At 73.6% G+C, this 11,995-nt stretch carries 12 protein-coding genes and 2 pseudogenes; 4 read left to right on the forward strand and 10 right to left on the reverse strand.

From position 1 onward, the window contains the following. Window positions 1–25: 25 nt before the first annotated feature. Together A3Q37_RS09505 and A3Q37_RS09510 are read right to left on the reverse strand one after the other, a co-directional pair. Window positions 26–672, reverse strand: a pseudogene (locus tag A3Q37_RS09505) (uridine kinase). A gap of 63 nt (window positions 673–735) precedes the next feature. Beyond that, entirely contained in the window at window positions 736–1,452 is a 717-nt protein-coding gene (locus tag A3Q37_RS09510; protein ID WP_176711384.1) for a helix-turn-helix domain-containing protein, read from the reverse strand. Between the two features lie 85 nt (window positions 1,453–1,537). On the opposite strand from A3Q37_RS09510, the gene A3Q37_RS09515 reads away from it, so the two are divergent. Together A3Q37_RS09515 and A3Q37_RS09520 are read left to right on the forward strand one after the other, a co-directional pair. Beyond that, window positions 1,538–2,749 (forward strand): pyridoxal phosphate-dependent aminotransferase, encoded by a 1,212-nt coding sequence (locus tag A3Q37_RS09515; protein WP_065480772.1) that lies wholly within the window; start codon window positions 1,538–1,540, stop codon window positions 2,747–2,749. Then, entirely contained in the window at window positions 2,746–3,393 is a 648-nt protein-coding gene (locus A3Q37_RS09520; protein ID WP_065480775.1) for a C39 family peptidase, read from the forward strand. The genes A3Q37_RS09515 and A3Q37_RS09520 overlap by 4 nt, the downstream gene beginning before the upstream one ends. A 255-nt stretch (window positions 3,394–3,648) precedes the next feature. On the opposite strand, the pseudogene A3Q37_RS37180 reads toward A3Q37_RS09520, so the two are convergent. The 5 genes and pseudogenes from A3Q37_RS37180 to A3Q37_RS09540 all read right to left on the reverse strand — a co-directional run bounded on the left by A3Q37_RS37180 (window position 3,649) and on the right by A3Q37_RS09540 (window position 9,308). After that, a pseudogene (locus A3Q37_RS37180) lies at window positions 3,649–3,734 on the reverse strand. Window positions 3,735–3,768: 34 nt separating this feature from the next. Continuing rightward, window positions 3,769–4,500 (reverse strand): hypothetical protein, encoded by a 732-nt coding sequence (locus A3Q37_RS09525; protein ID WP_065480779.1) that lies wholly within the window; start codon window positions 4,498–4,500, stop codon window positions 3,769–3,771. A 44-nt stretch (window positions 4,501–4,544) separates the two neighbouring features. Continuing rightward, window positions 4,545–5,924 (reverse strand): SWIM zinc finger family protein, encoded by a 1,380-nt coding sequence (locus tag A3Q37_RS09530; RefSeq protein ID WP_065480782.1) that lies wholly within the window; start codon window positions 5,922–5,924, stop codon window positions 4,545–4,547. A gap of 8 nt (window positions 5,925–5,932) precedes the next feature. Continuing rightward, window positions 5,933–8,974: a DEAD/DEAH box helicase gene (locus A3Q37_RS09535; RefSeq protein ID WP_065480784.1), complete on the reverse strand. Its 3,042-nt coding sequence runs from the start codon at window positions 8,972–8,974 to the stop codon at window positions 5,933–5,935. 139 nt (window positions 8,975–9,113) lie between these two features. Next, window positions 9,114–9,308, reverse strand: a complete 195-nt coding sequence (locus tag A3Q37_RS09540) for a hypothetical protein (protein ID WP_065480787.1) — start codon at window positions 9,306–9,308, stop codon at window positions 9,114–9,116. A 61-nt stretch (window positions 9,309–9,369) separates the two neighbouring features. Here A3Q37_RS09540 and A3Q37_RS09545 point away from each other — a divergent pair, with 61 nt between their 5' ends. Continuing rightward, complete coding sequence (locus tag A3Q37_RS09545; protein WP_065480795.1) at window positions 9,370–9,723, forward strand: hypothetical protein; 354 nt, start codon at window positions 9,370–9,372, stop codon at window positions 9,721–9,723. A 25-nt stretch (window positions 9,724–9,748) separates the two neighbouring features. Here A3Q37_RS09545 and A3Q37_RS09550 read toward each other — a convergent pair whose 3' ends face one another. After that, window positions 9,749–10,447, reverse strand: a complete 699-nt coding sequence (locus tag A3Q37_RS09550) for a bifunctional 2-polyprenyl-6-hydroxyphenol methylase/3-demethylubiquinol 3-O-methyltransferase UbiG (RefSeq protein ID WP_065480799.1) — start codon at window positions 10,445–10,447, stop codon at window positions 9,749–9,751. An 88-nt stretch (window positions 10,448–10,535) separates the two neighbouring features. On the opposite strand from A3Q37_RS09550, the gene A3Q37_RS09555 reads away from it, so the two are divergent. Then, window positions 10,536–10,901: a DUF6343 family protein gene (locus A3Q37_RS09555; protein ID WP_079137717.1), complete on the forward strand. Its 366-nt coding sequence runs from the start codon at window positions 10,536–10,538 to the stop codon at window positions 10,899–10,901. Window positions 10,902–10,910: 9 nt separating this feature from the next. On the opposite strand, the gene A3Q37_RS09560 is transcribed toward A3Q37_RS09555, so the two are convergent. Both A3Q37_RS09560 and coaE read right to left on the reverse strand, forming a co-directional pair. Next, window positions 10,911–11,279 (reverse strand): tetratricopeptide repeat protein, encoded by a 369-nt coding sequence (locus A3Q37_RS09560; protein ID WP_065480801.1) that lies wholly within the window; start codon window positions 11,277–11,279, stop codon window positions 10,911–10,913. A 106-nt stretch (window positions 11,280–11,385) separates the two neighbouring features. Then, complete coding sequence (gene coaE, locus A3Q37_RS09565; protein WP_065480804.1) at window positions 11,386–11,988, reverse strand: dephospho-CoA kinase; 603 nt, start codon at window positions 11,986–11,988, stop codon at window positions 11,386–11,388. Window positions 11,989–11,995 lie beyond the last annotated feature (7 nt).

The raw sequence follows: 11,995 nt of genomic DNA on the forward strand, positions 1-11,995 counted from the left end.
CCCCCCCCCCCCCCCCCCCCCCGCTTCACCCCCTCCCCGGCACCCCCGACCACGCCGGGTGCGCCGGATCGTCCGCCCGGACCACCACGTCCGCCCGCTCCGTGGGCGCCACCTCGTCCTCGTACCGGGCGAAGGCGGGCAGCGTCCAGCGTTCCGGCTCCGCCGTGCGCCGCCGCAACGCCCCCGGCGACAGCCGCAGATGGACGGTGAGCGCGAACGGGAACCAGTGCCCCAGCAGGAACGGGCCGTGCACGACGACCACCCCGCCCTCGGGCAGCGGGTGGTACGGGGTGCGGGTGGCCCGGTCCCTCACGGGGTCCCAGAGGTCGGCAGCACCCGGCCGGAGCCGCCCGCCTCCAGCGGCCCGAACACCTCGCGCCACAGCGCCCCGGTGTCGAACCAGCCGTCGAGGTACGCGTCCGGGTCCCGCTTCCCGTACTCGAAGCGCAGACTCGCCGGGCGCAGGAATCCCTCGGTGGGGACCACCAGGACCGAACGACCGAGCAGCCGCAGCTCCTCGGCGAGACGTTCGGCGGTCTCGCCGGTGCGGGCGGCGGGCGCGCCGTCGACACCGAAGGCGAGCCAGGGCCCGCCGTCGGCGGCGGACAGTCCGTCGCCGTACCGGGCCAGTTCGCCGGCCAGCCGTTCCCAGGTGATCGCTTCGAGTCGCACGACCCCATCATCACCGGTCCGGAGGGAGACCGCCCCGGGCGGGCAGCTCACTCCCCGGGCAGGTCACTCCCCGCGCAGCTCCGCCGCAAGCGGGCCGTCGCCCAGCACCTCGACGCGGCCGCCCTTCACCGCCGCCGTGAGAGTCGCCGCGCCCTGCGCCAGCTCCAGGCAGACCTCCGCGCCGAGGACGATCCGGGCGTCGGGGCGGTCGGCGGGACCGTAGCCGTACACCGGCCCGTACGCCTCGGCGCCCGGCAGGACCGTCCCCGCTCCCCCACCGACATGCAGGTGGAACTCCCCCTCGTCGAGGCGGACTTCGAGGACACCCTCCCGGGTGAGCCCGGCGAGGGCGCCGAGCAGCGGCAGGGCGAACCAGTGCGCCCGCACCGCGTCGGTCGGGCGGCGCTCGGCCAGGGCGGGCGCGCCCCACTCGGCGAGGGCGGCGAGCACCGGCAGCAGGCCCAGGCCGCGCTCGGTCAGCTCGTAGACCGACGCGGCCGACGGGGGCGGCAGCTTGCGGCGCAGGGCCAGTCCGGACTGCTCCATGTCCTTCAGGCGGGAGGCCAGCACGTCCGTGCTGACGCCGGGCAGGTCGGCGTGCAGGTCCGTGTACCGGCGCGGCCCGCCCAGCAGTTCACGGACGATCAGCAGGGTCCACCGGTCGCCGACGGAGTCAAGGGCGCGGGCGGTGGCGTCGAACTGGTCGTAGCTCCGGCGACGGACGGGACGGGCCGCTGGACGTACTGCTGGACGCGCTGCTGGCTGCTGCTGACGTGGCATGCGACGCAGTCTAGACATGTTGTTGGACTTTCCAAGCTCAAGCTTGGTAAAACCAAGTACCGCAATTCGGCTCGGGAGGCAGCGCATGGAGTTCCGGCAGTCCAGCAAGCTCAACGAGGTCTGCTACGAGATCCGGGGCCCGGTCATCGAGCACGCCAACGCCCTGGAGGAGGCGGGCCACAGCGTGCTCCGGCTCAACACGGGCAACCCCGCGCTCTTCGGCTTCGAGGCCCCCGAGGAGATCGTCCAGGACATGATCCGGATGCTGCCCCAGGCCCATGGCTACACCGATTCACGCGGCATCCTCTCGGCGCGGCGGGCGGTGGCCCAGCGCTACCAGGCCATGGGGCTGACCGAGGTCGGCGTGGACGACATCTTCCTCGGCAACGGGGTCTCCGAGCTGATCTCCATGGCCGTGCAGGCGCTGCTGGAGGACGGCGACGAAGTGCTGATCCCGGCCCCGGACTTCCCGCTCTGGACCGCCGTCACCACGCTCGCGGGCGGCAAGGCCGTGCACTACGTCTGCGACGAGGAGTCCGACTGGAACCCGGACCTCACCGACATGGCGTCCAAGATCACCGACCGCACCAAGGCCGTCGTGATCATCAACCCGAACAACCCCACCGGCGCGGTCTATCCGCACGAGATCCTCGAAGGCATTCTCGATCTGGCCCGTCGGCACAACCTGATGGTCTTCGCCGACGAGATCTACGACCAGATCCTGTACGACGGCGCCGAGCACCACAGCGCGGCCGTCCTCGCTCCGGACCTGGTCTGCCTCACCTTCAGCGGGCTCTCGAAGACGTACCGGGTGGCCGGGTTCCGCTCCGGCTGGATGGTGGTGTCCGGTCCGCAGCAGCACGCCCGCAACTACCTGGAGGGCCTGACCATGCTGGCCTCCATGCGGCTGTGCCCCAACGCGCCCGCGCAGTACGCCATTCAGGCCGCGCTCGGGGGCCGGCAGTCCATCAAGGAGCTGGTCGCCCCGGGCGGCAGGCTGCACGAGCAGCGCGACCGGGCCTGGGAGCGGCTGAACGAGATCCCCGGCGTCTCGTGCGTGAAGCCGAAGGGCGCGCTGTACGCCTTCCCGCGCATCGACCCGAAGGTCCACCCGATCGTCGACGACGAGAAGTTCGTGCTGGACCTGCTGCTGCGGGAGAAGATCCAGGTGGTGCAGGGCACCGGTTTCAGCTGGCCGCGCCCGGACCACTTCCGCATCCTCACCCTTCCGTACGCCGATGATCTCGACGCGGCGATCAGCCGCATCGGCCGCTTCCTGAACGGATATCGCCAGTGACCTGTGCCCTCTGCTCCGTCCCCGTCCACACCCAGTTCGCCACGCCGGAGCTGGTGGGGGCGATCGTGGAGGGCGGGCTCGATCCGGCCGAGGACCCCGGCTGGGCCGGTTCGGGGGCCGGTTCGCCCGCCGAGTATGCGCGCTGGGCAGGTCATCTGTGCGGTATGACCTGCCTGCGCATGGCGCTCGGCGCCGACGCCCCGTCGCTGTTCGAACTGCGGGACGAGGCACTGAAGTACGGGGCGTACACGGAGGACGCGGACGGGACGATCCGGGGGCTGGTGTACGCCCCGTTCGCGGAGTACGTGAGCGAGGTGTACGGGCGCGAGGCCACGGTCCACCGGCACCTGGACGTGGCGGAGATCCCCGGGCTGCTGGACGCGGGCACGACCGTGCTGGCCTCCGTCCACTATGGGATCCGGCATCCGGAGCGGCCGGCTCCGGGGCGGGGCGGGCATCTGGTGCTGGTGACCGCGCGCACGGCCGACGGGTCCGGCGTCCACTTCCACAACCCGTCGGGGACGGACGCCGGGACGCGGGCGGCCGTGCTGCCGCTGACGGAGTTCGAGCGGTTCTTCGCGGGGCGGGGCGTGTCGCTGGGAGCAGCGGAGGCTCCGGAAACGGGAGCGGGCCCGGAGGCGTAGCCGGCCTCCGGGCCCTGTGAATGCCGCCCATGTCGCACGCCGGCACGTTTAAGGGTCCGGGTCAGTCATGATGTCGTCGCGTCCTGCCTTTGGACCACCGCAGATCGGAGCTCTGCGGGCCGGACTTGAACCGGCATCTCGACGCGCGCGGGCCCGGGCCCGTTCGATCCGGCGATCGGCGGCGAATGCTGAGTCTGGAGCAAGAGTCTGAGATTGACGGCGGCTGCCTCTGCCTGCTTGGGCTACTCCGGCCCGTGCCGGAGGGAGGAGTCGAACCTCCACTGGTACCGCGCCTTCACGACAAGCTTCAGTTTCAGCTTGCGCTCCTCGCGCACCCCGGCCCCCTTGATCGGCGACCGGGGAATCCATGGTCGGTCACCCGAAGAGGTAACCGAACACCGCATCACCCACCCGCTGGTCGGTGACCTCCGCGCCGTTGGCCTCCTCGCGGGCGAACTTCACGGCCTGCTGGAGCTTCTCGATCCGGTCCAGCAGTTCGTTGACGCGCCGCGCGGGCAGCGCCCCGGAGAACTTGACGGTCGTCCAGTACCCGACGGGGATGTCCTCGTAGTACACCTCGACCTGCGCCGGGTGCTTCTCCGTGGCCTCCGCCTTCACATGGTTGCGGGGCACCTTCTTGGTGCGGAGCGTACGGACCGGCTCGGTCTTCCAGGAGTCGGTCGACGGGTCCTGCACCCAGGCCTCGGCCGCGTCCAGGACGGGCAGCTTGCGGACGAAGGTGTTGAGGTCGGTCAGCTGCTTCTCCAGGAAGAGGAGATACGCCACCGGCACCTCGCTCACCAGCACCCGGCCGTCGACCTTCACATCGGCCCGGGCCGAGCAGTTCGCCCAGTCCTTCGTGGCGGTCACATCGAAGAGGCGGGTCAGCGTGGTCGCGGTCTCCCGCAGCACATCCTCGGCCTTGACCTGGACCAGCGTCGACTCGGGCGGAAGCTGTTCGCCCTCCTCGTCCTTGGGCTGGTAGGTACGGGAGATCCCGGCCAGCAACGCGGCCTTCTGGAGGCCGTGATGGGCCGCCGTCAGGTCCTGGTGCGCCTTGGACTTGACGCCCTTCTCCACTGCGATGATCTGATTGAGTTTCGCCACGTCGAGGACGCTAACAGGGTCAACGTCCTGCTGGCCAAAGCTTTTTACCGTACGTAGTGGGGGTCGTCGTCCCCGGCGGATTCCGGGACGGCGTCACCGGCGAGCAGCGCTTCGAGGGCGGACACCGGGTCGGGGTCCGGGGCGGCGCGCGGCCACCAGTCGTCGGCGCCGGGGTCGGACTCGTAGCCGTACCAGCGCAGGTCCTGGCCCAAGCGGAGCTGGAGCGAACCGGCCGGGTGGGTGAGGCGGTTGCGCCAGGGCGTGAAGCGCGGGAACCCGGCGGCGGCGAGCGCGGGCCGGGCCCGGTCGAAGGGGCCGGCCGGCGGGTCCCAGGGCTCTTCCAGGGCGGCCAGCCCCTCGGCCTCGCCCTGGCGCCAGGCGGCGACGGCGCGGGCCAGGTCGGTGGTGGTGCGGCCGGTGGCGTACGCCAGCTCGCGGTAGAGCGCGCGGGTGGTGGCGGTGAGTCCGGCGGTCGGGCGCGCGGCGGCGAGGCGGACGGCGTCCTGCCACTCGGTGAGCCCGGCCAGCGGATCGCGGCCGGTGGTCAGCAGAGCGTGGGCGCGGGCGACGGCGTCGGTGGCGAGGGCGTCCAGGCCCAGCGGGTCCCGGGCACCGGGCAGGTCCGGGTACGACGGTGGCTGGCCGGGATGCGGCGGGACGGGGCGGGGTGCCGGGAGCGGCGGCAGGAAGCGGGCGGCGAAGGCCTCGCCCGCCGCGACCGAGGGCATGGCCGGGGCGGCGGGGCGTTCACGGGCGGAGTGTTCGGCGTTGCGCCGGGCGAGCGCGTCCAGCAGTTCGCGTTCGCCCCGGCCGCGCATCAGCAGCAGGACGAACGGGTCGCTGTCGAGCAGCAGCGCCGTCTGGAAGCAGAGGGCGGCGACATGCTTGCAGGGCCGCCCGTGGTCGGGGCAGGTGCAGCTGGGGTCGAGGTCGTCGGCGGCGGGCAGCAGCCGGACTCCCGCTTCTTCCGCCGTACGGGCCAGGGAGTGCGGCATCTCCTTGGCCAGCAGCGCGGCCAGATGGCCGGGCCGGGCGGCGACCGCGTCGAGCAGGGCCTCCCAGCCCGGGTCGGCGAAGGTGCGCAGGCGCAGTTCAGCGCGGTAGGGGCGGGCCCGGCTGCCGTGCACATAGGCGACGACGCGGCCCGGGGTGACGGTGATCGCGGCGACCTGCCCGTCGTCGGCGTACACGCGGCCGCGGGCGAGGCGGGCCTCGTCCATCGACAGGGACTCCAGCGCGTCCACCCAGGCCCGGCCCCACCAACTGGCCGCGAAGGGCTCGCCCTCGGCTGAGGTGCGGGCGGGCACCGCCTCGAAGGTGCGCCGCAGATCGTCCGGGCCGATCCGGGCGCGCGGGGCGGATCGGCGGGCGGCCGGTCCGGTGGTCGGGCGCGGGGCGGGGCCGGTGGCCGGGCGGGGACTCATGCGCGGGCTCATGCGGGCCTCCGCAGGGACACGAGGTCGGCGAGGTCACGGTCGCTCAGCTCGGTCAGGGCGCTCTCCCCGCTGCCGAGCACCGCGTCCGCCAGGGCCCGCTTGGACTCCAGCAGCTCGGCGATCCGGTCCTCCACCGTGCCCTCGGCGATGATCCGGTGGACCTGGACGGGCTGGGTCTGGCCGATGCGGTACGCGCGGTCGGTGGCCTGCTCCTCCACGGCCGGGTTCCACCAGCGGTCGAAGTGGACGACGTGGGCGGCGCGGGTGAGGTTCAGCCCCGTGCCGGCCGCCTTGAGGGAGAGCAGGAAGACGGGGACCTCGGCGGACTGGAAGCGGTCCACCATCCGTTCCCGCTCGGCCACCGGCGTACCGCCGTGCAGGAGTTGGGAGGGGATCGCGCGGGAGGCGAGGTGCGCGGAGAGGAGCCGCGCCATCGACACGTACTGGGTGAAGATCAGGACCGAGCCGTCCTCGGAGAGGATCGTGTCGAGCAGTTCGTCGAGGAGGGCGAGCTTGCCGGAGCGGCCCGTGAGCCGGGTGGGCTCCTCCTTCAGATACTGCGCGGGGTGGTTGCAGATCTGCTTGAGCGAGGTCAGCAGCTTCATGATCAGGCCCCGGCGGGCGATGCCCTCGGCCGCCTCGATCTGCGCCATCGTCTCGCGGACGGCCGCCTCGTAGAGCGTGACCTGCTCACGGGTGAGAGGGACGGGGTGGTCGGTCTCCGTCTTGGGCGGCAGCTCGGGGGCGATGCCGGGGTCGGACTTCTTGCGCCGCAGGAGGAAGGGCCGCACCAGCCGGGACAGCCGCTCCACCGCCTCCTCGTTGCCGAGACCGGCGGCCGTGTCCGTGTTCTCCACGATCCGGGCGTGCCGGGCCCGGAACGCCTTGAGCGGGCCGAGCAGCCCGGGGGTCGTCCAGTCGAGGAGCGCCCACAGCTCGGAGAGGTTGTTCTCGACGGGGGTACCGGTCAGGGCGACCCTGGCCGGGGCGGGGATGGTACGCAGCGCCTTGGCGGTGGAGGAGTGCGGATTCTTGACGTGCTGCGCCTCGTCGGCGACGACCAGGCCCCAACTCTGCTCGGCGAGTTGGGCAGCGCTGGAGCGCATGGTGCCGTAGGTGGTGAGGACGAACCCGCCGTCCGGATCGCTCAGGCTCCGGTCCGTGCCGTGGAAGCGGCGCACGGGCACGCCGGGGGCGAAGCGGTTGATCTCGCGGTGCCAGTTGCCGAGGAGGGAGGCGGGGCAGACCACGAGGGTGGGCGAGGGGTGCGCCCGGTGCAGATGGAGAGCGATGAGGGTGATCGTCTTGCCGAGGCCCATGTCGTCGGCGAGGCAGCCGCCGAGCCCGAGCGACGTCATCCGGTCCAGCCAGGCCAGGCCGCGCAGTTGGTAGTCGCGCAGGGTCGCGTCCAGGCCGGGCGGCGGCGCGATCGCGGTGTCGTCGGCGAGGAGGCGGGTCCGGAGCGCGGCGAGGGCCCCGGCCGGGACGGCGTCGACCCGCTCGCCGTCCACCTCGGCGCTGCCGGTGAGGGCCACGGCCAGCGCGTCCACCGGATCCAGCAGCCCCAACTCCCGCTTGCGCGCCTTGCGTACGAGGGCGGGGTCGACGACCACCCACTGGTCGCGCAGCCGCACCACCGGGCGGTGCGCCTCGGCCAGGAGGTCCATCTCGGCCTCGGTCAGCCGCTCGTCGCCCAGGGACAGCTGCCAGTCGAAGGCGAAGAGGTGCTCGGCGTCGAAGAAGGACGTACCGTCGGTGGCCGATCCGGGCGCGGGCCGCACGACGGCGGCGGCGGTGAGCGAGCGGGCCAGCTCGCGCGGCCAGCGCACCTCGACCCCGGCGGCGGCCAGCCGGGATCCGGCGTCGCTCAGCAGCTCGTACAGCTCGTCCTCGGTGATCGCGAGCACATCGGGGACGGGCTGCCCCAGGAGCCGTTCCAGCGGGGCCCAGACGCGGGCGGCGCGGCGCAGGGCCAGCACCGCGTCGACCTGGGAGCGCGGCCCGAACGGCTCGCCCGCCCCGCCGTTCCACAGGGCCGCCGCGTCCACCACGTACGTCGGGTCGGCGAGGCTGTGCACCTGCACGATCGCCGCGGCGGCGGGGCGGACGGCCGGATCGTCCGCGCGCTCCGGGCGCGCGGGTCCGTCGGCGGTCTCCGTCTCCTCGCGGTCGGCGGTGAGGACGTAGGTGTCGGCGGTGTCGAACAGCTCGTACGCGGAGAGGTCCAGACGCAGCGAGACCCGCACGCCCGCGTCCAGCCCCGAGGCGACCTCGACGGCCCAGGCCGCGGCCTGGGGCAGATGCTGGGGCTCGCGGGCGGCGAACGGCGCGCCCATCGCGAACGCGGCGGCGGGCGTGCGCGGCAGTGTGTCGGCGACGGCGTCCAGGAACGCACCGATCAGCGCCTCGGCGTCGGGGAGCCGGGGCGGTACGGAGCCGGGGACCGGCACCGCGTGCCCCTCGGGCGGCAGGGCGGCGGCGACCGCCCGCAGATGCGCCACGTCCTCGGCGTCCGAAGGGCCGGCCCGCCAGGCGTCGTGGCCGTCCGCCGTGAGTCCGGGGAGGATCCGGCCGCGGGCGACGAGGTGGAGGGCGTGCAGGGCGGCGGCGCCCCAGCAGCGCGTGGCGGGGTGGGCGGACGCCTGCTGCCGGGCCCGGACGAGCAGGGGCAGCGCGTCGGCCACGGACAGCACGGCCGCGGACACCTCGGCGCTGCGGATGCCCCCGGGGCCCGCGGCGTCGTCCGGCCGGACGGCCGTGAGCCGGGCGGAGGTGTACGGGACGGTGTCGGGGCGCGCGGTGGCGTCCGCGTACGCGAAGGGCGTCCCGGCCCGCTCCGGCGCGGGGTCGGCGCGCCACGGGTCGCCGTCGGCGTGGGAGCCACCGTCGGCGTGGGGGTCCCAGAAGGCGATGCGGCCTTCCCGGGGCACCGGTCCTGGCAGGAAGACCGCGGGGTGGCGCAGAAGGCGGGCGACGTCGGCGGTCCGGGGCGCGCGGTCGGTGTCTGGCACCGCCGCCTCACGGATCTGTTCCGTCATGTCCACTCCCCTCCCACTCGATCCCGGTCTCCGGGTCTCCGATATCCGGGTCTCCGGTCTCCGTCGGCACGGAATGTGCTGACTCAGCGAGTCTAGGCGGGAGGTCTGACACTGCGGGCGCCCACCGCATCACCCCAGCTCAGCGGCGGATCGACCGGTTGGTCGGCCGGTCAGGAGTACGTCCGTGCGCGTCCGCCTCCGGGAGCGGGCCGCCACGCTGGGTGATGGCCGCAGGGCCGCGGTCGGCGAACCCCACCGCTCCCCGGCTCGCCCGGTCGGCCGCGCCCGGGATGCCGGGGGCGGCCGGGCCGGGCAGGGTGGCCAGCGCCAGCACGTCTTTTCCGGCGTACCGACTTCGCCGGACGAGCACCGGACGAGCAGACGAGGACCCGCCCATGTCCGTGACCGCTACCGTTCCCCGCCGACGCCGCCTCGCCGTCGCCGCCGGGGTCTCGCTCCTCGCCATCGCCGCCACGGGCTGTTCCGGGCTCGGCCGGACCGCGGTGGGCCCGGTGACGTACACGACGGAGCGCGAAGCGGTGATCCAGGTGAACAGCCCGTCGGTACGCGGCTGCCACCGGATCGCCCCGGCGGGGGCCCACGAGGTGGAGAACGGGACGCTGGTCGACGTGATCCTCTACCGCACCCGTAACTGCACGGGCCGGGGGACGACCTATGTGCCGACCCGGTTCAGCGATGTGACGGCGCCGGGCAGCGGCCCGTGGCGCAGCTACAGCTTCGTGCACTGACCCGCGAACAAAGGGGCCTTCCCGGTCAGAGCGCCGGGCGGGCCAGCAGCCAGGTGCCGTCGTCGGTGAGGGTGCGGTCCACCGTGAGCCCGGCCGCCGCGAGATGTCCGCCAAGGTCCTCGTCGGACAGCTCCCGCGAGAGGAAGGTCTGCGTCCACCGCGCGTCGTCGAAGTGATACTCCGCGCGCACCGAGCGCACGCCGTCGCCCACCGGGTCCACGGAGACGATCCGGACCAGGCACCCGGACGGGTCGGTCCGCTCCCACGGCAGCTCCGAGCGGTGCGCCACGCCCTCGCGCTGGACGAGGACGATCCCGTCGTCCCGCACATGGGCGCGGCAGACGCGCAGCATCCCGTCGCGCACCCGGTGGTCGCCCGCGTGGACCAGGAACGAGCCGAGCAGCACCACGTCGAACCGCTCGTCGCCCAGGTCCAGCGACTCGATGGGGCTGCGCACCGTGCGCGCCCCGACGATCTCCGCCAGCATCTCCGGCGACTCGTCCACCGCCGTCACCCGGAACCCGCGCCGCACCAGCGGATGGGTCACCCGGCCCGCCCCGCAGCCCAGTTCGAGAATGCTCGCCCCCTCGGGAGCCACGTCCGCGATCACGTCCGGCTCATCGCCGACGGCCAGCCGGCGGTACAGCTCCACCGCGCAGCCGTCCGGTGTGATGGCTCCGGGCCCCGTCCCCGCGTACCCCTCACGTACCAGTGATTCGCCCATGGTGGGGGTACGAGCCGCCCCCGGGCGCGGTTCCCCGCCCCGCCGCCGGTCCGTCCGCCGCTGTTTCGTCCCGCCGCCGGGTGGGTCCATGCTGGAGAGTGAGGTGATCGCCATGCGTACGGGCAGTGAACCCGTGACCGCCCGCAGTCCTCTCCGGATGCGGCTCTGGCTGAGCCTGTGGGGAACGGCCTGGGCCCTCTTCGGCCTGGTGGCCTTCTCGATGAACGGGCGGCCGGGCTGGGCGGCGGCCTGCGCGGTGGTACTGCTGCTCGCTGTGGTGGACCTCGGCGTGATCACGTACCGCATGCGCCAGGGCCCGCACTACCAGCCGGGCCGGGACGTCCCACCGTACGAACCGGACCACGGCGACGGCCGCCCGCGCAGGCCGGGACCTGGTCCCGACGGCGGGCGGCCGGGCGGAGAACGAACCGGTCCGCCCTACGGGCGACCCTGACGCGCCCCGTCAGTCCCGCTCGTCGAACTTCGCCGCCCGCAGGTACTCCGGCTTCGGGTCCAGCGCCGCCGCCAGGCGGAAGTGGCGGGTCGCCCGGTCCGGGTTGCCGGACCGTTCGAAGGTGCGGGCCAGGGCGAAGTGGGCGAACGCGTTGTCCGGCTCGCGTTCCAGCACCAGCTCGAATTCCAGCTCGGCGGGGCGCAGTTGGGCGGCGGCGAAGAAGGCGCGGGCCCGCAGCAGGCGGGCGGCGGTGTTCTCCGGGTGGGCGGCGATCACCGAGTCGAGGAGCTTGACGGCGCCCCGGGGGTCCCGGGCGTCGAGCAGTCGCTCGGCCGCGCGGAAGTCGATGACGTCGGTCTCCGGGTTCCTCTCGGGCACGGTCGCGTCCCTTCCTCTCCTCGCGATCTCCTCGCGATCTCCTCGCGCGGGTCCAACGTCCGTCCCGGCCGCGCTATTCCGGACGAAGCGTTCCCGTCGGCCGCGCTCAGCGGGCGGCGGCCCTGCGGACCAACTCGTCCCAGACCTCGCGGACCCGGGCCTCCAGCGCCTCCCGTGGTCCGTCGTTGTCGACGATCAGGTCGGCGACGGCCCGGCGCTCCTCGCGGGTGGCCTGGGCGGCCATCCTGGCGCGGGCGTCGGACTCGGTCATGCCGCGCAGGTTCACGAGCCGGTGGAGCTGCGTCTCGGCGGAGGCGTCGACGACCACGACCAGGTCGTAGAAGGGGGCGAGCCCGTTCTCGGTGAGGAGCGGTACGTCGTGGACGACGACGGCGCCCTCGGGGGCCGCCCGTTCCAGTTCGGCAGCGCGGGCGCCCACCAGCGGGTGGACGATCGCGTTCAGGGCGGCCCGCCGTCCGTCGTCGGCGAAGACGAGCGCACCGAGCGCCGGGCGGTCCAGGGTGCCTTCGGCGGTCAGGACGGCCGGCCCGAACTCCTCGACGACGGCCGCGAGTCCGGGGGTTCCGGGCTCGACGACCTCGCGGGAGATCAGGTCGGAGTCGATGAGGACGGCACCGTACGAGACGAGCAGCCGCGACACTTCGCTCTTGCCGGCTCCGATGCCGCCGGTCAGGCCCACTTTCAGCATGGGCCGC

It is taken from the genome of Streptomyces sp. PTY087I2 (assembly GCF_001687325.1).
Lineage (GTDB): Bacteria > Actinomycetota > Actinomycetes > Streptomycetales > Streptomycetaceae > Streptomyces.

What these genes read in the sequence shown, in the direction of transcription:
- A3Q37_RS09510 (WP_176711384.1), bottom strand. Translation starts at nt 1,452, where the DNA reads ATGCCACGTCAGCAGCAGCCAGCAGCGCGTCCAGCAGTACGTCCAGCG.
- A3Q37_RS09515 (WP_065480772.1), top strand. Translation starts at nt 1,538, where the DNA reads ATGGAGTTCCGGCAGTCCAGCAAGCTCAACGAGGTCTGCTACGAGATC.
- A3Q37_RS09530 (WP_065480782.1), bottom strand. Translation starts at nt 5,924, where the DNA reads ATGAGTCCCCGCCCGGCCACCGGCCCCGCCCCGCGCCCGACCACCGGA.
- A3Q37_RS09535 (WP_065480784.1), bottom strand. Translation starts at nt 8,974, where the DNA reads ATGACGGAACAGATCCGTGAGGCGGCGGTGCCAGACACCGACCGCGCG.
- A3Q37_RS09545 (WP_065480795.1), top strand. Translation starts at nt 9,370, where the DNA reads ATGTCCGTGACCGCTACCGTTCCCCGCCGACGCCGCCTCGCCGTCGCC.
- A3Q37_RS09550 (WP_065480799.1), bottom strand. Translation starts at nt 10,447, where the DNA reads ATGGGCGAATCACTGGTACGTGAGGGGTACGCGGGGACGGGGCCCGGA.
- A3Q37_RS09555 (WP_079137717.1), top strand. Translation starts at nt 10,536, where the DNA reads ATGCTGGAGAGTGAGGTGATCGCCATGCGTACGGGCAGTGAACCCGTG.
- coaE (WP_065480804.1), bottom strand. Translation starts at nt 11,988, where the DNA reads ATGCTGAAAGTGGGCCTGACCGGCGGCATCGGAGCCGGCAAGAGCGAA.